The sequence below is a fragment of the Desulfotomaculum sp. genome (assembly GCF_982386235.1).
The window spans coordinates 1-18,121 of sequence record NZ_CEVWQM010000012.1 but is presented as its reverse complement, the minus strand read 5'-3'; the positions used below and the strand labels follow the sequence as shown (position 1 = coordinate 18,121).

At 42.8% G+C, this 18,121-nt stretch carries 20 protein-coding genes and 1 tRNA gene; 13 read left to right on the top strand and 8 right to left on the bottom strand.

Going from position 1 to position 18,121, the window contains the following annotated elements:
- Positions 1 to 46 precede the first annotated feature (46 nt).
- From AC1U9Z_RS08755 to AC1U9Z_RS08740, 4 genes are all read left to right on the top strand, one after another.
- Complete coding sequence (locus AC1U9Z_RS08755) at positions 47 to 226, top strand: hypothetical protein (protein ID WP_333529164.1); 180 nt, start codon at positions 47 to 49, stop codon at positions 224 to 226.
- Positions 227 to 315: 89 nt separating this feature from the next.
- On the top strand, positions 316 to 1,569 hold the full coding sequence (locus AC1U9Z_RS08750; protein WP_479957065.1) for a molybdopterin molybdotransferase MoeA: 1,254 nt from the start codon (positions 316 to 318) through the stop codon (positions 1,567 to 1,569).
- A gap of 24 nt (positions 1,570 to 1,593) precedes the next feature.
- Positions 1,594 to 3,528, top strand: coding sequence for a molybdopterin biosynthesis protein (locus AC1U9Z_RS08745; protein WP_479957063.1), 1,935 nt, complete (start codon positions 1,594 to 1,596; stop codon positions 3,526 to 3,528).
- A gap of 8 nt (positions 3,529 to 3,536) precedes the next feature.
- Entirely contained in the window at positions 3,537 to 3,920 is a 384-nt protein-coding gene (locus tag AC1U9Z_RS08740) for a winged helix-turn-helix domain-containing protein (RefSeq protein ID WP_479957061.1), read from the top strand.
- Positions 3,921 to 3,973: 53 nt separating this feature from the next.
- Here AC1U9Z_RS08740 and fdhD read toward each other — a convergent pair whose 3' ends face one another.
- Positions 3,974 to 4,762, bottom strand: coding sequence for a formate dehydrogenase accessory sulfurtransferase FdhD (gene fdhD / locus AC1U9Z_RS08735; protein ID WP_479957059.1), 789 nt, complete (start codon positions 4,760 to 4,762; stop codon positions 3,974 to 3,976).
- Between the two features lie 111 nt (positions 4,763 to 4,873).
- Between fdhD and AC1U9Z_RS08730 the strand changes: the two genes are divergently transcribed.
- The 3 genes from AC1U9Z_RS08730 (at position 4,874) to groL (ending at position 7,639) form a co-directional block, all read left to right on the top strand.
- Complete coding sequence (locus AC1U9Z_RS08730) at positions 4,874 to 5,362, top strand: MogA/MoaB family molybdenum cofactor biosynthesis protein (protein ID WP_479957058.1); 489 nt, start codon at positions 4,874 to 4,876, stop codon at positions 5,360 to 5,362.
- A 307-nt stretch (positions 5,363 to 5,669) separates the two neighbouring features.
- Positions 5,670 to 5,954 carry a co-chaperone GroES gene (groES, locus tag AC1U9Z_RS08725; RefSeq protein ID WP_333529158.1) on the top strand — a complete coding sequence of 95 codons (285 nt, stop codon included), beginning with the start codon at positions 5,670 to 5,672 and terminating at the stop codon, positions 5,952 to 5,954.
- A 56-nt stretch (positions 5,955 to 6,010) separates the two neighbouring features.
- On the top strand, positions 6,011 to 7,639 hold the full coding sequence (groL, locus tag AC1U9Z_RS08720; protein ID WP_333529157.1) for a chaperonin GroEL: 1,629 nt from the start codon (positions 6,011 to 6,013) through the stop codon (positions 7,637 to 7,639).
- Positions 7,640 to 7,736: 97 nt separating this feature from the next.
- Here the strand turns inward: groL and AC1U9Z_RS08715 are convergent, their stop codons facing one another.
- Positions 7,737 to 8,258 (bottom strand): tyrosine-type recombinase/integrase, encoded by a 522-nt coding sequence (locus AC1U9Z_RS08715; RefSeq protein ID WP_479957053.1) that lies wholly within the window; start codon positions 8,256 to 8,258, stop codon positions 7,737 to 7,739.
- 450 nt (positions 8,259 to 8,708) lie between these two features.
- Here AC1U9Z_RS08715 and AC1U9Z_RS08710 point away from each other — a divergent pair, with 450 nt between their 5' ends.
- Together AC1U9Z_RS08710 and AC1U9Z_RS08705 are read left to right on the top strand one after the other, a co-directional pair.
- Complete coding sequence (locus AC1U9Z_RS08710; RefSeq protein ID WP_479957051.1) at positions 8,709 to 9,170, top strand: hypothetical protein; 462 nt, start codon at positions 8,709 to 8,711, stop codon at positions 9,168 to 9,170.
- 113 nt (positions 9,171 to 9,283) lie between these two features.
- Complete coding sequence (locus AC1U9Z_RS08705) at positions 9,284 to 9,502, top strand: hypothetical protein (RefSeq protein WP_333529154.1); 219 nt, start codon at positions 9,284 to 9,286, stop codon at positions 9,500 to 9,502.
- Between the two features lie 69 nt (positions 9,503 to 9,571).
- Here the strand turns inward: AC1U9Z_RS08705 and AC1U9Z_RS08700 are convergent.
- Positions 9,572 to 9,647: transfer RNA gene (locus AC1U9Z_RS08700), tRNA-Met, on the bottom strand.
- Positions 9,648 to 10,310: 663 nt separating this feature from the next.
- Between AC1U9Z_RS08700 and AC1U9Z_RS08695 the strand changes: the two genes are divergently transcribed.
- Entirely contained in the window at positions 10,311 to 10,604 is a 294-nt protein-coding gene (locus AC1U9Z_RS08695) for a hypothetical protein (RefSeq protein ID WP_333529153.1), read from the top strand.
- Positions 10,605 to 10,985: 381 nt separating this feature from the next.
- On the opposite strand, the gene AC1U9Z_RS08690 is transcribed toward AC1U9Z_RS08695, so the two are convergent.
- The 3 genes from AC1U9Z_RS08690 to AC1U9Z_RS08680 are packed head-to-tail and all read right to left on the bottom strand — an operon-like array spanning position 10,986 to position 12,979.
- Positions 10,986 to 12,233 (bottom strand): DUF4153 domain-containing protein, encoded by a 1,248-nt coding sequence (locus AC1U9Z_RS08690; RefSeq protein ID WP_479957048.1) that lies wholly within the window; start codon positions 12,231 to 12,233, stop codon positions 10,986 to 10,988.
- Positions 12,234 to 12,273: 40 nt separating this feature from the next.
- Positions 12,274 to 12,495, bottom strand: coding sequence for a helix-turn-helix domain-containing protein (locus AC1U9Z_RS08685; protein ID WP_333529151.1), 222 nt, complete (start codon positions 12,493 to 12,495; stop codon positions 12,274 to 12,276).
- A 10-nt stretch (positions 12,496 to 12,505) separates the two neighbouring features.
- Entirely contained in the window at positions 12,506 to 12,979 is a 474-nt protein-coding gene (locus AC1U9Z_RS08680; RefSeq protein ID WP_479957046.1) for a DUF2975 domain-containing protein, read from the bottom strand.
- Positions 12,980 to 13,168: 189 nt separating this feature from the next.
- Here AC1U9Z_RS08680 and AC1U9Z_RS08675 point away from each other — a divergent pair, with 189 nt between their 5' ends.
- Positions 13,169 to 13,333, top strand: coding sequence for a hypothetical protein (locus tag AC1U9Z_RS08675; protein WP_479957044.1), 165 nt, complete (start codon positions 13,169 to 13,171; stop codon positions 13,331 to 13,333).
- Here the strand turns inward: AC1U9Z_RS08675 and AC1U9Z_RS08670 are convergent.
- Positions 13,317 to 14,024, bottom strand: coding sequence for a formate dehydrogenase subunit gamma (locus AC1U9Z_RS08670; RefSeq protein WP_333529148.1), 708 nt, complete (start codon positions 14,022 to 14,024; stop codon positions 13,317 to 13,319). The two genes, AC1U9Z_RS08675 and AC1U9Z_RS08670, sit on opposite strands and share 17 nt — an antisense overlap.
- 1 nt (position 14,025) lies before the next feature.
- A complete protein-coding gene (locus AC1U9Z_RS08665) occupies positions 14,026 to 15,036 on the bottom strand; it encodes a multiheme c-type cytochrome (protein WP_479957041.1) in 1,011 nt (336 codons plus the stop codon).
- 606 nt (positions 15,037 to 15,642) lie between these two features.
- Here AC1U9Z_RS08665 and serC point away from each other — a divergent pair.
- Positions 15,643 to 16,728: a 3-phosphoserine/phosphohydroxythreonine transaminase gene (serC, locus tag AC1U9Z_RS08660; RefSeq protein WP_479957039.1), complete on the top strand. Its 1,086-nt coding sequence runs from the start codon at positions 15,643 to 15,645 to the stop codon at positions 16,726 to 16,728.
- Positions 16,729 to 17,012: 284 nt separating this feature from the next.
- Complete coding sequence (gene cysK / locus AC1U9Z_RS08655; RefSeq protein ID WP_479957037.1) at positions 17,013 to 17,957, top strand: cysteine synthase A; 945 nt, start codon at positions 17,013 to 17,015, stop codon at positions 17,955 to 17,957.
- Positions 17,958 to 18,121 lie beyond the last annotated feature (164 nt).

Genomic DNA, 18,121 nt, shown 5'->3' with positions numbered 1-18,121 from the left:
TAATAACACAAATAGGCTGCATTCCAATATGAGGGGAGATTTCACAATGGACGAACAAAAAGAAAAAATCCTACAAAGTATTAAAGCAACAGCAAAGGAAGGTAAACTCTCCTGTACTGCTGCTAGAAAGATTGCCAGTGATAATGATGTACCCCCAAAGGTTGTGGGGGATATTTGTGATGAGTTAAAAATAAAAATAAAGGCCTGCGAATTGGGCTGTTTTTAAACTAAATCTAGGGAAATTCCCATGCATCCTGACAACACCATCAGAGGATGACATAGATGATGGTTTAAAGCCCATGGCCATTTTTCAAGATGGATTTTGGAGGAATCATTTTGGCGGAATTATTTAATGTACTCACCGTGCAGCAGGCCCGAGGTGTCTTAGCTTCCCATTTGCCTGCCTGGCAGAGTGAAGAAACGGTACCACTTCTACAGGGATTAAATAGAATATTAACCCGAGATATTACTGCCCAAGAGGATATCCCGGGGTTTGATCGCTCCACGATGGATGGTTATGCCCTGCGGGCCAGAGACACCTTTGGGGCTTCTGAAAGTTTACCATCCTATGTGGATGTGACCGGAGAGGTATTGATGGGGCAAGAGGCCCTGGGTCCCATCGGATCGGGACAAGCCTGGGCTATTCCCACAGGTGGCATGCTGCCCCCCGGTGCTGACGCAGTGGTTATGGTGGAATATACAGAGGAGTTAGATGAAAGAACCATTGGTGTGACCAAACCAGTGGCACCCGGAGACAATCTGGTACGGCGGGGGGAGGACGTTACCAAGGGCAGTGTGGTATTAAGGGCAGGTCACCGACTGCGCCCCCAGGATCTGGGCCTATTGTCGGCGGTAGGTGTTACAGAGGTAGCGGTGACAAAACCTGTGCAGGTTGGTATTCTATCCACTGGAAACGAGCTAATTGATCCGGAAAAACCCACCAGCCCCGGCAAGGTGAGAGATATCAATTCCTATGCCCTTTATGGGCAGGTTTTAGAGGCTGGGGGGAGACCCACTCTATACGGAATTATTGAAGATAATTTTGCTGCTTTGCAACAGGCTATGTTAACCGCTCTCGAGGAAAATGAGATGGTGCTGATTTCCGGTGGCAGTTCGGTGGGTGCCCGGGATGTTACGGCTAAGGTTATCGAAACCTTGGGCAATCCGGGGCTATTATTCCATGGTATTGCTATAAGACCGGGCAAGCCTTCGATTGGGGCTGTGGTGGAGGGGAAGGTTGTCTTTGGTTTACCAGGTCATCCAGTCTCAGCCATGGTTGTTTTTGACCTATTAGCAAGACCGATCATTAAGGGAACCCTGCACAGGGTGACCGATAGAAGTTATCCCTTACGGGCAGCCATTACTCGAAATATACACTCCGCCACCGGACGAGAGGATTTTGTAAGGGTTGCTCTGCGCCGATTGGATGATGGCACCGTCGTGGCTGATCCTGTGTTGGGTAAGTCAGGACTGATCAGTACCATGGTGAAAGCTGACGGCGTGGCCCACATTCCCCTGGGTAAAGAAGGGGTAGAAGCTGGGGAATTACTAGATGTATGGCTTTTTTAGATAAAAAGAACAGGAGATTAAGCCATGAGAAATAAACGTGATGTATATCTGGATGATCGCCCGTGGGAAGAAGCATTAGAGGGCTTGTTCCAGCACCTCAGGGGAAAAGGCACGTTGGCTCCCCTTGCACCAGAGGAGATTGTTACCGAGGAAGCTTTGGGGCGAGTTACCGCAGAACCTATCTTTGCCTTTCATTCTTCACCCCATTACAATGCTTCGGCCATGGATGGTATTGCGGTGGATTCCGCCATTACCTTTGGGGCCTCCGATGCTGCACCTAAGACGATTCAATTGGGTGAGAAAGCTCAGGTGGTGGATACGGGCGATCCGATCCCTGCTGGTTGTGATGCAGTGATTATGATTGAAGATGTTCACTTTGTGGCAGAGGATGTCTTTGAAATAACCTCCGCAGCGGCCCCCTGGCAACATGTGAGGGCCATTGGGGAAGATGTGGTGGCCACCGAGATGATTCTGCCAGCGAATCATAAAATTCGACCAATGGATATTGGGGGAATTTTGGCTGGGGGCATCGGTAAAATTAAAGTTCATCCCAAACCCAAGGTGGCTTTATTGCCCACTGGTACAGAATTGGTTCAACCCGGGGGGGCTCTCAAGCCCGGTGATATAGTAGAGTATAACACCAGGGTTTTTGGTGCCCTAGTTGAAACCTGGGGCGGTGAACCCCTGCGTTGGCCGATTACTGTTGATGACTGGGGCGAATTAAAGCAATCGATTCTTACAGCAGTGGCAAAGGCAGATGTTGTTGTTATTAATGCGGGGTCTTCCGCGGGACGGGAGGACTATACCGCGGAGCTGGTGCGGGAGCTGGGCACACTTTTAACCCATGGTGCGGCCATAAAGCCGGGGAAACCCGTTATATTGGGTGAAATCCATGGCAAGCCCGTAATTGGTGTACCCGGCTATCCGGTTTCAGCCTATCTGGCCATGGAGTTATTTGTTCGTCCCATTATTTATAAAATGTTAGGCTCGATCCCGCCCAATCCGGTCACCGCCGAGGCCATTGTTTCACGCAAGATGCCATCTCCCATGGGGGTAGAGGAATTCATCCGGGTAAAGATGGGTCAGGTAGGTGAGAAGTTAATCGCCACTCCCATCTCTAGGGGCGCGGGGGTCATCATGTCCCTGGTTCGGGCCGATGGCATGCTAAGAGTTCCCAGGCTTTCGGAGGGTTACCGAGCGGGGGAATCCGTTAAGGTAGAACTGATGCGGCCACTGGAAGAAGTAAGACAGACCACGGTGGTCATCGGAAGTCATGATATGTCCCTGGATATTTTAGCCAATCACCTGCGCCGCAGGTTTCCCGAAGCCAGCCTTTCCAGTGCCAATGTAGGCAGTTTGGGAGGTCTTTCGGCCTTGAAGCGGGGCGAATGTCACTGTGCTGGAACCCATCTATTGGATGAAGAGACGGGTGATTACAATGTGAGCTATATTCAAAGATTGTTGGGGGATCGTCCGGTCGTTCTGGTGAATTTAGTCTACCGTCAGCAGGGCCTGATGGTGGCTAAGGGCAATCCCTTTGAGATTCAAGGTTTAGAAGATCTGGCCCGGGAAGGGATTCGCTTTATTAACCGACAGCGGGGAGCCGGTACCAGGATCTTGTTGGACTACCGCCTAAAGCAACTTAATATTGATCCAGATAGCATTTATGGCTACAACCGCGAAGAGTATACCCATATGGCAGTGGCAGCGGCAGTGGCCAGTGGTGCCGCCGATGCCTCATTGGGTATCCTGGCGGCGGCTAAGGCATTGGATTTAGATTTTGTGCCAGTGGTAGAAGAACGTTATGACCTTTGTATTCCAGGTGAATATTGGGATACCCCTTATATCAAACGATTGTTGGAAGTGATTGCAACCCCAGAGTTCAGACACCAGGTGGCAGCCTTGGGTGGCTATGACCTGCGGGATTGCGGCGGGGTTATGTATCGTCAGGGGATCTAGGAGGAAGTATGAAGAAGAATGACCCGGACAACCTGAAGCGGCCTCCGGCAGAACCTTTTCGACCAGGCTGTAAAGTGTGGCTGGAAAAGGGGGAGACCAATTTTGGCGATGGGCTCTATTATCTTCTTTTGAATGTGCACGATTATGGGTCCATATCCCAGGCAGCTAAAAGAATGGGTATGTCTTACCGGGCTGCCTGGGGAAAAATCAAAAGGGCAGAAAAAAGCTGGGGGGTTTTGCTGGTAGAAACCCAAGTTGGCGGGGATCTCGGCGGCGGTGCTACACTGACACCTGAAGGCAACAAATTAGTTAAGTGCTTTGGTGAGTTTCGGGAAAAGGTGGAAAGGGTTTGTCAGGAGACTTTTGCTGAGTGCTTTGGGAATGGGCCGTGAGCCATGGCACACGCCCATTGGCCCATGGCCGATCCATAAGTAATACTCCAAAGCTATCCCAAAATCCGCTCGGGATAGGTATAGACATTCATTTTTTCTCCCTTGGCAAAGCCGATCACGGTGATACCTAACTGCTGGGCCATTTCTAAGCCTAGATCGGTCGGGGCAGAGCGGGAGATAATTACAGGCAATCCCATTTTGCCAATTTTGATAACGATTTCCGAAGAAATTCTACCGCTGAAGACCAGGATCTTATCCTCCAAAGGAATTTTGTCTAAAAAGGAACGACCAAATATTTTATCCACAGCGTTATGACGTCCTACATCTTCATAGAAATAAACAACCTCGGTGGGGGTACATAAGGCGGCATTATGAACACCACCTGTTTCCTGAAAAAGGGTAGACATTTCCTCTAGACGGTCAGAGAGATCCCAGACCATGCCGGGTGTTATCATTAGATCGGTGGTTACCTTGTTCATGCTTTTTGCATCGTTGACGAAGTAAAAGACGGGTCGTCCCCTGCCACAACAGCTGGTTATGTTTCGTTTAAGAAACTTAGACTCGGCCTCGATACCTGGCGCATCCAGGTAAACAATGCCGTTTTCTTCGTCAAACCGAATGTTTTTAATTTCATCCAGTGATTGTAAAAGGCCTTCCGAGCAAAGAAACCCGATGGCCAATTCTTCCACTGCCTGAGGAGAACAAACCATTGTAACAAACTCTTTATCATTTAGAAACAGTGTTATGGGTACTTCCCGCACAAGAAAGTCTTCGGTGGTTATTATTTTGTCCCCTTTAATACGTATAATTTGAGAAGTTGTTTTATTTGATTGCTTGACCATTTGATAACCCCCTAGAAGGTAAAAGCATAATAAAGCAAAATTCAGTTACTTTTATTGTACCCCAACGCAGCCAATATGTGAAGATTAGATCAAAAGGTGAGGTGGGAGCAAATGTACAAAATAGGAATTGTCACCATGAGTGATAAAGGGTCCCAGGGGCAAAGAGAAGATATTAGCGGTGCCACAATAAGAGAAATGGTCAAGGGTTTAGGGAATGTGGAACAATATTGCATTGTACCGGATGATCCAGAGGTTATAAAAAATACCCTCATCGAATTTGCTGATCAGGCGGGTATGGACTTGATTCTCACCACGGGTGGAACCGGGTTGGGACCCAGAGACAATACGCCGGAGGCTACCCTTGCCGTTATCGATCGGCAGGTGCCAGGATTGGCAGAAGCCATTCGGGCTGAAAGCCTGAAAAAAACCCCCAAGGCTATGTTATCCAGAGCAGTCAGTGGCACCAGAGGTAAAACCCTAATTATTAACTTACCTGGCAGCGTAAAAGGAGTAAGGGAATGCCTGGATGTTATTTTGCCGGTATTGCCCCATGGCCTGGAGATCTTGACAGGCCGTGGTGGGGAATGCGGACATTTTTAAAATAATCTAAAATTTGTTAAAAACATTGCATAAAATAACCAGGAATAGGGCAAAAATACCTAGTGAGGGAAATAATAGATAAAAGCCAATGTAAATGTAATGTAGAAGGAGAAATTAAAAGATAAATACCCGTATTATGGATTATAAGCAACATAATTGGTTGTATTTGTTTTACGGGGTATTTGATTTTAAATTTCTTGTTCTATATTATATTTATTAGGTGTTAGCACTCAACACAGATGAGTGCTAACAAAAATCTTACCCGTATATTCTAAAAACCTTAAATATTTCAAAGGAGGGGTTTTTTGTGATTAAACCATTAGGTGACAGGGTAGTCGTTAAGGCACTGCCCCAGGAAGAAAAAACTAAAAGCGGTATTGTACTGCCTGATACTGCAAAGGAGAAACCCCAGCAGGGTGAAATCGTGGCTGTAGGCCCCGGTCGTCTGTTGGAAAATGGTCAGCGTGCTGCCCTTGATTTAAAAGCAGGGGACAAAGTATTTTTCTCCAAGTATGCTGGCAACGAAATTAAACTAAACGAAGAAGAATATTTAATCCTGCGTGAAATGGACATTCTGGCTGTTATTGAATAATTTATTTTCTGTTTTTGTACTTACCCAGTATTTAAGATTCTAAGGAGGTCAAAACCTTGGCTAAAGAAATTATTTTCCGCGAAGAAGCTCGCAGGGCACTGGAAAGAGGCGTTAATGCTCTGGCCGAAACTGTTAAAGTAACCCTTGGACCCAAGGGTCGTAACGTAGTCATTGAGAAAAAATTTGGTGCTCCCACCATTACCAATGATGGTGTAACCATCGCCCGTGAAATTGAGCTGGAAGACCACTTTGAAAACATGGGTGCGCAGCTGGTTAAAGAAGTAGCCACCAAGACTAACGATGTTGCCGGCGACGGCACCACCACTGCTACTGTTTTAGCCCAAGCTTTGGTACGTGAAGGTCTCAAGAACGTAGCCGCCGGTGCGAACCCCATGATTATCAAGCGTGGTATTGAAAAGGCAGTAGAAAAGGCCGTTGAAGAAATTAAAGAAATGGCCAAGCCCATTGAGAGCAAAGAAGCGATTGCCCAGGTTGCTACCGTTTCTGCTAACGATGAGTCCATCGGTAACCTGATTGCCGAAGCCATGGAAAAAGTGGGTAAAGACGGCGTTATTACCGTTGAGGAATCCCAGAGTATTGGGACCAATTTAGAGGTTGTTGAAGGTATGAATTTCGACCGTGGTTATATTTCTCCTTACATGATCACGGATACGGATAAGATGGAAGCGGCTCTCACCGATCCCTACATCTTAATCACCGATAAGAAAGTTTCTTCCGTACAAGAACTGCTGCCCGTTTTGGAAAAAGTTGTCCAAACTGGCAACAAGCCCGTACTGCTGATTTGTGAAGACCTGGAAGGTGAAGCACTGGCTACCCTGGTGCTGAACAAACTTCGCGGCACGCTTAATGTAGTAGCCGTTAAGGCTCCTGGTTTCGGTGACCGTCGTAAGGCTATGTTAGAAGACCTTGCTATTCTGACCGGTGGTACCGTAATTACCGAAGATATCGGTCTCAAGTTAGACAAGGCTGACCTAGAAATGCTTGGTACTGCTCGTCAAGTTCGGGTTAAGAAAGAAGAAACCATCATTGTTGGCGGTGCCGGAGAGCAAGCTAGTATTGAGGGACGTATCGCTCAAATTAAGAAGCAAATCGAAGATACCACTTCCGAATTTGACCGCGAAAAACTACAAGAGCGTCTGGCCAAGCTGGCTGGCGGTGTAGCTGTTATCCAAGTTGGTGCAGCCACTGAAGTTGAAATGAAAGAGAAAAAGCTGCGCATTGACGATGCTCTAAACGCTACTCGTGCAGCTGTTGAAGAAGGTATCGTACCCGGCGGTGGTGCTGCCTTTGTAAATATCATCTCTTCCCTAGACAGCATTCAGCTTGAAGGTGACGCAAAAACTGGTGTAGATCTAGTCAAGCGTGCCCTGGAAGAGCCCCTACGTCAAATCGCCAACAACGCAGGCTTTGAAGGCTCTGTAGTAGTAGAAAAAGCTCGTACCACTGGCAAAGGTTTCAATGCCATGTCCGAAGAATATGTTGATATGATCGCTGCCGGTATTATCGATCCTGCTAAAGTGACTCGTTCCGCTTTACAGAACGCTGCTTCCATCGCAGCCATGGTTCTGACCACTGAGACACTAGTAGCCGATAAGCCCGAAAAAGACGGCGGCAACCCAATGGCCGGTATGGGCGGCATGGGTGGCATGGGCGGCATGATGTAAAACGGTCTTAAAACCCGTGTAATTACTGGTGCCAACGATATAAGTAGCCCGTAGTGCTCACAAAATGCTCACGCAGGCTATGAAAAGATGTTACAGATTAGAGGTTGCTCATTAGTTTACTGAACTTTTGGGCAGCCTCTTTTCTCATTGTTTTTGTAACGTGCAGATATACTTTCTTGGTGGTATCGTCATCATCATGCCCTAACCTCTCCATGATCTCAGGCAGGCCCACACCAGCTTCTGACAATAATGAGGTATGAGTGTGACGCAAGGAGTGGGGGGTAAGGCTCTCGTCTAAACCAGCCAGCTTTAACAACCCTTCCATCCTGTATTCTATCTTCTTAATATATTCCGGTAATCCAGGATGCTTTTGAATCCTTGCAAAGATATAATCTTCATCGCAGTCTTTTTCACTTAGGATAGAATTAATAATTTTACTAATTTCGGTAGGGTCATTTGTTATTAGAATTTGATTCTCTGGTAAGCCCATGACGGTACTATACTTTTCAAAAGTAATTTCTTTGGCACTTGTTAAGAAGTACATTTCATTAGATTTGACATTTTCCTTGCAACCAGTCAAGGTAAAAAGCAGTAATAAAATAATTATTGTTCGTTTCATTAATACACCTCAAAAACATAAGATATCAAAACTGTTATTCTTGTCTCATTCAATACAAAATCTCTAATCCCTGTAACATTTTAATAACATTAGTGAACATTCCATCCATGATGTTACAACAAAAAACTCCTTCCCTAAATCAGGAAGGAGTTTAGTAGTAAATCTATTTGCGCTTATTGTATGCATATTCAAAAGCAACATCTGCAATGAAGAGAAGTTCTTCGATTAGTTTACGCATTTTGTTGCACCTCTTTTCGGTTTGAGTCATTTGTTTCTTGCTATGGTTAAATTCTACATCCGAAGAGGTCTGAAGTAAAATACAGATATTGTGATGAACCACATAAGGTAAAACTTATAGGAACCCAACCGGAATAAGCAAAAGCCCCACCCGCATGGGCAGAGCGGAGATCTAGCAATTTCAGTATATCATAATCGTGGGGGTGGGGGAAGATGGCACTAAAAAAGGAGATTAAAGCATATATAGAGGCAGAACTTAGGGATTATCCTCAGACGAAAATGGAATTAATAGAGCTTAAAGAGGATATTGCAGAAGGAGCACCTACGATGGTTGATGATGTTGGTGGTAATACAAGTGCATTTACCCATCGTATTGGGAGACCAGCTGAAGCCAAAGCAATTGCCATTCTTACTAACAAGCGAATAAAAAGAATGGAGCAGGTAATAAAAGCTATTAATATAGTTATTGGAGAGTTACCTGAAGAAAAGGTTAAACTGGTAGTACTAAAGTACTGGCAACGTCCAAGAAGACTAACTGATGCTGGTATAGCACTAGAAATTGGCTGCGATAGGGCGACATTATATCGTTGGATAAATGGGATATTACTTGCCATTGCAATAGAGTTAGGGTTAGCAAATGAAACATGCGACAAATATGCAACATTTGGTAGTTAAAAAGGCCCTATAATGGCATAAGTAGTAGTGTGAACCGCCAGGTGATGGCAGTTTTTGTTTTGCAGGAAATTGTTCTCCTTTTGCCGAAATTTGCGGGAGGGGAGGTGCTTTAAATGATAGGGAGCCGTATAGTTATAAAGACTATTGATGGACAAATTTGCTCAGGTATTTTAACTGGAGATCACGCAAATTACTTTAAAGTAGCAGAAATAGAAGAGATTAATTGCAACTTAGACTCTAGATTACCTAATCTAAAAAAGCCAGGAGAGTTATTTGTAGGAGAGGTAAGGTATTATAAGAGGAATATTATCTATAGTTACATTGTAAAATAGAGCCTCCGGGCTCTTTTCTTATGCCAGGATAAATACAAAAACCCCACCATTCGGCAGGGTTAATTTTCTTGGTTGCGGGAGCAGGACTTGAACCTACGACCTTCGGATTATGAGCCCGACGAGCTACCAACTGCTCTATCCCGCGGCAACTTGTTAATTGTATCACGGATTTTTTATTTGTCAACTTTAGCGTGGTAGTGCATAATGATTCAACTTGTCGTACGAAAGCAAACTATAGATAGAAGGGTGTCATCTTTGTAAGAGAAAGCCGCCAGTGATGGCGGTTTCTAATTGTTTCCTTGACATGCAAGGGTGTAGAGATGTAAGAGAAGTTTAAATTATTCGCCTTTACTTTCATTCAATAATGACCGAATAAAAAGATAGTGCTGAAGGATTAAACCATATTAGAAATTTAATATTATTTACGAGGAGAATGAACTATGATAGAGATTAAAAATACGTACTTAGAAATATTTGTAGTATAGTATGATGTTACTATTATATCAGCAATTTGTATTTTGGTATGGTTAAGTGGATTAAAAAGATATAATAGACCCAGGCGTATTCTTCTTTTTAACTAAACTTTCTATGGGCGGAGTAGGAGCTCCTACGTGGTTGGTGCTTAATGAGCCCCACCAATTCTTGTCGCCCGGGCTAATACACTTTTGCAAGCGTCTACTGGCAGAGGGGCCTAAGTATCTGGTAGCACCACTGTTTCTGTTCCTCAACTTCAAGCGGTTACCGAGTGCTTTTGTGGAGATTCTTTTAAGTAGTTCGCTTAACTGGCATATATTCAAGAATACAAACGATGCCGTGTATCAACGACTGGAGAACGGAGAACTACCTTTACCCAACCTTTACGCCTGAGACGGCCATGCAAGGAACCGCAAGGTTTCAGTATATTGCTAGCTGGTTAGATGGAAAAGGAGAGTACCGGGAACCGTTTTTAGTTAACGCTCCCGATCTGGTGGGGAATAGATATGAGAGTCAGGATAATTCTTTCTTAACCAAAAGGCACTCTAGGATATACGGAAGGCCGGTGGCTGATGTGTTGGCAGAGATGCGGGAAAAGGAGCGGCAGATGTTTAAAAAGAAAACATAAATAGAATAGCTTAAGCCCTTAATTAGCAATGATAATCCGAATTTTAAATGCTCACAAAATGCTCACGCAGGCTATGAAATACATATTAAAAATCATCGTAGATGTTACAGTAATAAATTAACAAATCCTTTTGTTTCAGCACTTTTAACGCACTCACATAATAATTGTTACAGCTCGTATGTGATGGGCGGCATGATATAATAAATGCCTGAAACCCGGTAAAATCAAGGGTTGAAGAATTCTTAGATTGGTCTATGATCACATTTTGACCACATTGGTCACAATAATGACCACATCAGCTTATGCTGATGTGGTCATTTAATTAAATAGAATTCCAGTAACATATTCTTCTGGCCCAAACCAGTGCCTGTCTTAACTTTTCTAAGAAAAAATTAAAGGAAAAGTAAAGGTAACGAAAGCTGCCCAGAGTCCATAGATAGGCAAATATGTGGTAACGGCATTTTGGATGGTTAAAGGTCCTGTTTTGTTTTGTAGAAAACGCATATAGGAGAGCATAATCCAAATTAGATTGGTCCAGATAAGGATGTTTACTCCTAACACAGCGAGTCGGTTGGGTGTAATGCCAAAAGAAGAAAGCCTGAACACGATGGCTGATAACGCCACACTGTCAATGACAAGCGCAAGAACGATTAGGGCAAAATTTATATAACTAGAAATGTTCTTTTTCTCGTCTGTGCTGCTTTCGGTAATGGAGAATATGGTGATGGCCAATACACTTAGGAGTATTCCGTTGAAGACGATAAGGAAATTGCGGTCCGAGAATGGATTTTTACCAACCCAAATAACCGTTATAAGATAGACCAACAAAGTAACCAGTACAAGAGGACTAAAGATTTTGGCTATATATGGTGCAATATTTTTAGCAAGTTTAAGGTTCCTTGATACCAGGTGTGTCGACACAATAGCGAGGGCGGCGGCTCCAAATAAAACGACATTTTCAAAATAGAATTCAGATATATTCATGCCGATCATTCTAAACAACTGCATGGTTAATGCTGTTAGTAGCATGCCGCTGATTGCCATGCTGGCATAGAGTATGCAAAATTCCCCATTAAATTTAAGGTAGGCTAATCTTGCACTGCCTAGGCCATATTCATTTCCTGTAAATGCTAAACCTAATAGTACCCATAAGAAAATAGGAAGGTGTAAATAAGCCAGGATAATACTGTCTTTTTGCTCCAATGGCAGCATATTAAAATAAAAGCCAGAGATTAGGAATAACGATGCAAGGGTGTAAAGAACCTTTTTGTTAGGCGTATTATTATATACAAAATAGGCAGCAATAAAGGGAACGATACCAAAAATAAGGTTAATAGGGGCTATTGCTTGCTGTTCGACAAAATGCCAAATTACCCGGGTACTTATCCCGGCCAGAATTGCTAAAATGCCCATGGATAAGAAATCCTTCCGAAACAAGGAAGGTTTTTCTGGATTTACTGTCTCCTTGAAATACAATCTTTCATACCAAACCGCAAGAACCTGCGAATTAGGGTTCTTTTTCCAGGTGTATGAGATAGACTTTTTAAAAGCCTCGGGTTCTTTTCTATATATTCTCTCCAGCTCATGGGGGTTAGCAATGTTTTCTATAATCAAATTGCTAATGTCCATGGTTATACCTCCCTAATCCTTGTTTATTAACCATACGTTATTATATTTGACGGTCATCGTCACTTTTGTATTCTAAAATATCTCCAGGCTGACATTCTAAAGCCTTACAAATTGCCTCCAGAGTTGATAATCGAATCGCCTTTGCCTTTCCATTTTTTAAGATGGATAGGTTAGCCATGGTTATTCCAACCTTCTCCGAAAGTTCAGTTACGCTCATTTTTCTTTTAGCTAGCATCACATCAATATTGATTATAATGGCCATGTTATTCACCTCAAACCGTTAAATCATTTTCTGATTTTATGTCGATGGCATATTTTAATAGCTTTTGAAGAACAGCAGCAAAGACTGCTATCACCATTGAAGCAAAGATAATGACCATTCCGATTATAAGGAGACCCGGAGCATCGTCCTGCTCGGCGAAGAGATAGACAAATGGCATGATTAGCACGTACAAGGTACTGATTGCGATTGCACAGTATTTTATATTCTTTAGATTCTTAACCGATAATTCCGAGAATGCTTTGTTTTTGTCAATATGGCTTAATAGCTTAATCGCTTGATACAAAGCAAAGTAAAAAGGAATCGACGCACTATACATACCGATTACAATGGGATATAGCATAGGGGCATAATCTGGATTTACGGTATCTTTAGCTAACCAAAACAACCCCAATAGGCACAAGACAAGGACTGGAAGGCCCATAAGAATAACAGCAATCTTTAAAAAGAGTGTTTCAGGTTTCATAAAAGCACCTCGCTCATTTTTAGTAGTTTAATATTAACACGATATTTATTGTTTGCTGTTTAATTTTTGTTGTTATAATAGAACTTTTATTTAAAAAGATAAAGAACAGGGAACATATACAACAATAGAGTAAGCGGTAAGGGATTGCTGCTCTGGGAAGCGGTAACCAAAAATGGACTTGAGGGTATCATGTCTAAAAAGAAAAACCGTCGGTATGAACACCGACGGTCAGCGAATTGGATTAAGATAACGGATGATAAAGAGATGGTTATCAACATCCTAAATCCTTTTAGTGATCTAGGCATTAGCTGCAAAATTTATAACATTCTCACACGCATCAATCGCCCCATTTAGGATGATGAAGTTTAATCCATTCTTTGGCTACCATACCATGGGCGATAGACCCAATTGTTCCAGGGTTAGCAAAGCTACCTAAATAAGCATGACCTATAACCACCGCTATTAGCATAACCGCTGAAACACCATGAATAATGGATGCCCATAATACCATGTAGACAGAGAATTGAGCAGGGTAAGTTAATAAATAGCCGGAAAATATGATAAAAATGCTTAAAAAAGTGGTAAGCCAGTAAAAAAGCTTTTGTCCTGCGTTAAATTTGCCGGCGGGAGGATGGATTTCTTTTTTGGTTAGATATCCTCCCATTACCTTAAACCATTCCCAATCATATTTTTTAAAGGTATTATCTCTAATCCAGATTAGGATGGATACGAATGAAGAAAGGGCAAAGAGTACAGCAAAGAAAAGGTGGATATGTAAAATAAATTGATAACTTAGACCAAGGGTGTTGTAAACAGCAAAGGCTATACCCGTAATGGCTAAAATGATCGTGCTAGCCATTCTTATAAAATGGGACGATATTTCCAGAAAATTAAGTCTTTGTATTTCCGGCTTTAATTTGCCTAAACCTTTTGCATTAGGGCCAATTGCAATATAATGAGCCACCGTTATCATAAGCGTTCCGACGATTGCTATTAATATTAACAACCCAATATATTGGATATAAAGATTGTTTAGGGTAATCATTTTACTCACCCCCTTTGGATGAGTTTTTGATTGTTTTAATCGCTTCGGGGTTCGTTATTTCAATTTCCTTAGTTTCTGGCTTATCCCCTAAATCTTCATATAGGAGTTTACCAAAACTATGATCCCGGGTGAAATGACCGCGAAGATCGGTAGGGTTTTTCCACATAATTTCATCTTGGTTAAATTTCATCCGTCCATGACAGGTAGCACAGTTTTCATTAAAGGAGTCTTGTTTTAGCATGTTCCCCTGTTTATTCGTGCTGTGGGGAGTATGACAACTTAAACAAGCTAAATAACCGCTGGTGTAATGGTCAGAAACAAACCAATTCCGAACCCCGTAATGGGTATCAGCAATCAAAAAATCCCCAGTTTCAGCTTGCGCTGGCTCTCCCAGAGTGTGACACGTAATACAGGCATTCTGATTCGCAATAATAGTTTCTGGTTTTTTTGTTTGGGCATGGACAGCTCCAGGTCCGTGGCAGGTCTCACAACTTAGCCCGGATTCAAGGTTTTTTGCTCCTATTCCTGTAACGCTTAATCCCGGACTATGGCAACCTACACAATTAGAATAACTTTTGGCCACCCATTCCTTGTCATTCCCATCTTTTATGTCTAGGGGTTGTAGCTCATAACCAGTATCGGTTTTCTCTAAAGCAGCTACTCTGTGAAAACCCGGAATTCCATCTATCTTACTGACCACATAGTGATCTAGCATTACTCCTAGGGAGTTTTTCAAATTCAATTCTGTACTTTGGGGATCTTCCCCCTCGGCATTAGCCCAGATAGTGACGTTTTGATCCCAGTTTACAGGATATTTATCGATGCCTGTAAAAATTTTGGCGTGAGTTGTCATGCCATAGTGATCGGCAATATTTTGGTGGCAACTGATACAGGCATCCGAACCTATATAGGAGGCATTTTCAATAATCTCCTCATCAGCAGCACATCCTGATAATAGTAATAAGCCCAAAACAATAATTAAAGTTAGAAAAAAGACCCATTTTTGTTTCAAGTTATTGTCCCCTTCCAGCATAGAAAAGTATCCATTTTAAATAGTTGAATTTATTATAACCAGGACGGATATTTTTATAGCTAAGTTCACTGGCACTGGCAAAGTTCTGGGTAAACCGAGGGGATGGTGCTTACGGTTTGCTTCGAGTTTATAGCGTCAGGGGAATATCTGTACAATCTGAACCGAGCGACATAGAAACAAGGGCGAAACTCACTGCCTTTATTGCATATACATCAATTACGTAGTAACTTTAATCAATGGTAATGCAAATCACTCAGCAGCGGCATACTACTCCTGGGATGATATCTTGCTTTCCTTTCCTGTTAAACCAATGCTACTGGAAAAAGCGGTTGCTCCATTTAATTCCGGTGTCCATAGCTTCAAATGGACACATTTTTTAACACCCAACAAAAAACACAACGAGTAGCATAAAAATATTGTAGAAATTACATTGAATTTACTAACTTATTCCAATATAATCTAGAATAACCGCTTTAGAATTGCTGTGTTACTCTTTAAGAGAAAAAGAATGAATTACCACAAAAAATTCAGGGTTAGCAATGATGAAGGATTAAAAATAATACTTATAACTAGGGGGAACCGAAGATGTCACGAGTGTATAATTTTTCAGCAGGCCCAGCCGTATTGCCGGAAGAAGTTTTAAAAGAAGCTGCCAATGAAATGCTGGATTATAACGGTACAGGAATGTCTGTTATGGAAATGAGCCATCGCTCAAAGCCCTTTGAGGAGATTATTACTACTGCAGAGCAAGATTTAAGAGATTTAATGAATATTCCCGACAACTACAGAGTGTTGTTTCTTCAGGGTGGTGCGAGCCTTCAATTTTCGATGATTCCTATGAATCTGATGAAAAACGGTGTTGCAGATTATATCGTTACCGGGCAATGGGCCAAAAAGGCTTACCAAGAAGCCCAGAAATTTGGGAAGGTTAATAAAATTGCATCCAGTGAGGATAAAACTTTTTCCTATATCCCTGATTGCTCTGACCTCCCGATTTCAGAGAATGCTGACTATGTTTATATATGTGAGAACAACACCATTTACGGAACTAAATTTAAAAAGCTACCCAATACAAAGGGCAAAATATTGGTATCCGATGCTTCCTCATGTATCTTATCAGAGCCGGTAGATGTAACCCAATATGGTGTTCTTTATGCAGGGGTTCAGAAAAATGTAGGGCCCGCAGGTGTAGTAATTGTAATTATCAGAGAAGATCTAATCACAGAGGATGTGCTTCCGGGTACGCCAACCATGTTGCGGTATAAGACCCATGCCGATGCAAAGTCCTTATATAATACGCCGCCTGCATATGGAATTTATATTTGCGGTAAGGTTTTCAAGTGGCTGAAAAAATCCGGTGGTCTAACAGCAATGAAGGAATACAACGAGAAGAAAGCAAAGATTATTTACGATTTCCTGGATCAGAGTCGGTTATTCAAGGGTACGGTTGTCAAAGAAGACCGCTCCCTTATGAATGTTCCCTTTGTAACTGGTGATGCAGATCTGGATGCCAAATTTGTTAAGGAAGCCACAGCTGCAGGTTTTGTGAACCTAAAAGGTCATAGAACGGTTGGAGGCATGCGTGCATCTATTTATAATGCAATGCCGATTGAAGGTGTTGAGAAGTTGGTTGAATTAATGAGAGAATTTGAAGCAAACAATCTTAAATAAATAATCACCAAAATATTGAAGAGATTACAGTAAATTCAAGTGAAATATTGACAATATTGCTATATAAAATGCAATTAAAGCCGACCGGACATGTGTTTGGATCGGCTTTTCTATTTATACGGAGTGGGGGTTCAATTAGGGATTTTCAAACTAATTGTTAGTGATAAAATATGGATATAATCTACAGATAACGAATTAAAATTCATAGATCATGCTGGATTATTACTTGGTTAATATGCAATACTAACCTAAGGGTACATAAATTTTGTTATGGAGGGTTTAAGATGCCGGTGTACAACAGTATTTTAGAGACCATTGGTTATACACCACTTGTCAGGCTAAATAACATTACGAGGGAAATAGATGCTGAAGTACTGGCCAAGGTGGAATTCTTTAATCCGGGTGGTAGTGTGAAAGACAGAATTGCTTATGCTATGATTTCCGATGCCTTACAGAGCGGTGCCATCAACAAGGATACAATTTTAATTGAGCCTACCAGTGGTAATACGGGGGTAGGTTTAGCCCTGACTTGTGCTTCCATGGGCATGAAATTAATTCTTACCATGCCGGAAACCATGAGTCAGGAAAGGCGCAGTTTATTAAAGGCCTACGGGGCAGAAATCGTCCTGACCCCTGGGGCTGATGGTATGAAGGGTGCTATCGCCAAGGCTGAGGAATTGGTGGCAACAATGAGTAATGCCAAGATTCTGCAGCAGTTTGCCAACTTAGCCAACCCCAGGGCCCACAGGGAATCTACCGGCCCGGAAATCTGGGAGGATACGGGTGGGAATGTGGATATATTTGTTGCCGGTGTAGGAACTGGCGGAACCATTACTGGAATCAGTGCCTATCTTAAGGAGAAAAAAGCTTCTTTGCAAGCTGTGGCAGTGGAACCAGCTGCCTCACCGGTATTATCTGGAGGAAAGCCGGGACCACACCCTATTCAGGGCATTGGGGCAGGTTTTATTCCTGAGGTACTTAATCTCGAAATGGTAGATGAAGTTTTTCAGGTAGAGGGTGAAAGGGCCATGGAAACCGCCCGAAGATTAGCCCGGGAAGAGGGAATTCTGGTGGGAATCTCTGCTGGAGCAGCAATGTATGCTGCCCTGGAGGTGGCACGTCGGCCAGAAAATAAGGGGAAAATGGTGGTCGTGTTATTGCCCGATACGGGGGAACGATATTTATCTACGGATTTGTTTAAGGAAGAGTCACCGAAGGAAGGTTTTTAATCAAATCAATAATTAGCAAAGGGGGGCGTGTCGCAAAACGTTTAAATGAAAACGTATGGCGACACGCCCTTTTTTATTTGTGACATAAAAATTATTACATCTACGAAGGCGAATTTTACCATTTAGGCCCCGGTTTGGGCACAACAAAACAAGGGAAGAGATTT

Bases quoted from the DNA above. Each gene is read 5' to 3' on its own strand.
- serC (WP_479957039.1), top strand. From the start codon at position 15,643: ATGTCACGAGTGTATAATTTTTCAGCAGGCCCAGCCGTATTGCCGGAA.
- fdhD (WP_479957059.1), bottom strand. From the start codon at position 4,762: ATGGTCAAGCAATCAAATAAAACAACTTCTCAAATTATACGTATTAAA.
- AC1U9Z_RS08710 (WP_479957051.1), top strand. From the start codon at position 8,709: ATGGCACTAAAAAAGGAGATTAAAGCATATATAGAGGCAGAACTTAGG.
- AC1U9Z_RS08750 (WP_479957065.1), top strand. From the start codon at position 316: ATGGATTTTGGAGGAATCATTTTGGCGGAATTATTTAATGTACTCACC.
- AC1U9Z_RS08695 (WP_333529153.1), top strand. From the start codon at position 10,311: ATGCCGTGTATCAACGACTGGAGAACGGAGAACTACCTTTACCCAACC.
- AC1U9Z_RS08670 (WP_333529148.1), bottom strand. From the start codon at position 14,024: ATGATTACCCTAAACAATCTTTATATCCAATATATTGGGTTGTTAATA.
- AC1U9Z_RS08730 (WP_479957058.1), top strand. From the start codon at position 4,874: ATGTACAAAATAGGAATTGTCACCATGAGTGATAAAGGGTCCCAGGGG.
- cysK (WP_479957037.1), top strand. From the start codon at position 17,013: ATGCCGGTGTACAACAGTATTTTAGAGACCATTGGTTATACACCACTT.
- AC1U9Z_RS08705 (WP_333529154.1), top strand. From the start codon at position 9,284: ATGATAGGGAGCCGTATAGTTATAAAGACTATTGATGGACAAATTTGC.
- AC1U9Z_RS08680 (WP_479957046.1), bottom strand. From the start codon at position 12,979: ATGAAACCTGAAACACTCTTTTTAAAGATTGCTGTTATTCTTATGGGC.
- AC1U9Z_RS08675 (WP_479957044.1), top strand. From the start codon at position 13,169: ATGTCTAAAAAGAAAAACCGTCGGTATGAACACCGACGGTCAGCGAAT.
- AC1U9Z_RS08715 (WP_479957053.1), bottom strand. From the start codon at position 8,258: ATGAAACGAACAATAATTATTTTATTACTGCTTTTTACCTTGACTGGT.
- AC1U9Z_RS08755 (WP_333529164.1), top strand. From the start codon at position 47: ATGGACGAACAAAAAGAAAAAATCCTACAAAGTATTAAAGCAACAGCA.
- AC1U9Z_RS08745 (WP_479957063.1), top strand. From the start codon at position 1,594: ATGAGAAATAAACGTGATGTATATCTGGATGATCGCCCGTGGGAAGAA.
- AC1U9Z_RS08690 (WP_479957048.1), bottom strand. From the start codon at position 12,233: ATGGACATTAGCAATTTGATTATAGAAAACATTGCTAACCCCCATGAG.
- AC1U9Z_RS08740 (WP_479957061.1), top strand. From the start codon at position 3,537: ATGAAGAAGAATGACCCGGACAACCTGAAGCGGCCTCCGGCAGAACCT.
- AC1U9Z_RS08685 (WP_333529151.1), bottom strand. From the start codon at position 12,495: ATGGCCATTATAATCAATATTGATGTGATGCTAGCTAAAAGAAAAATG.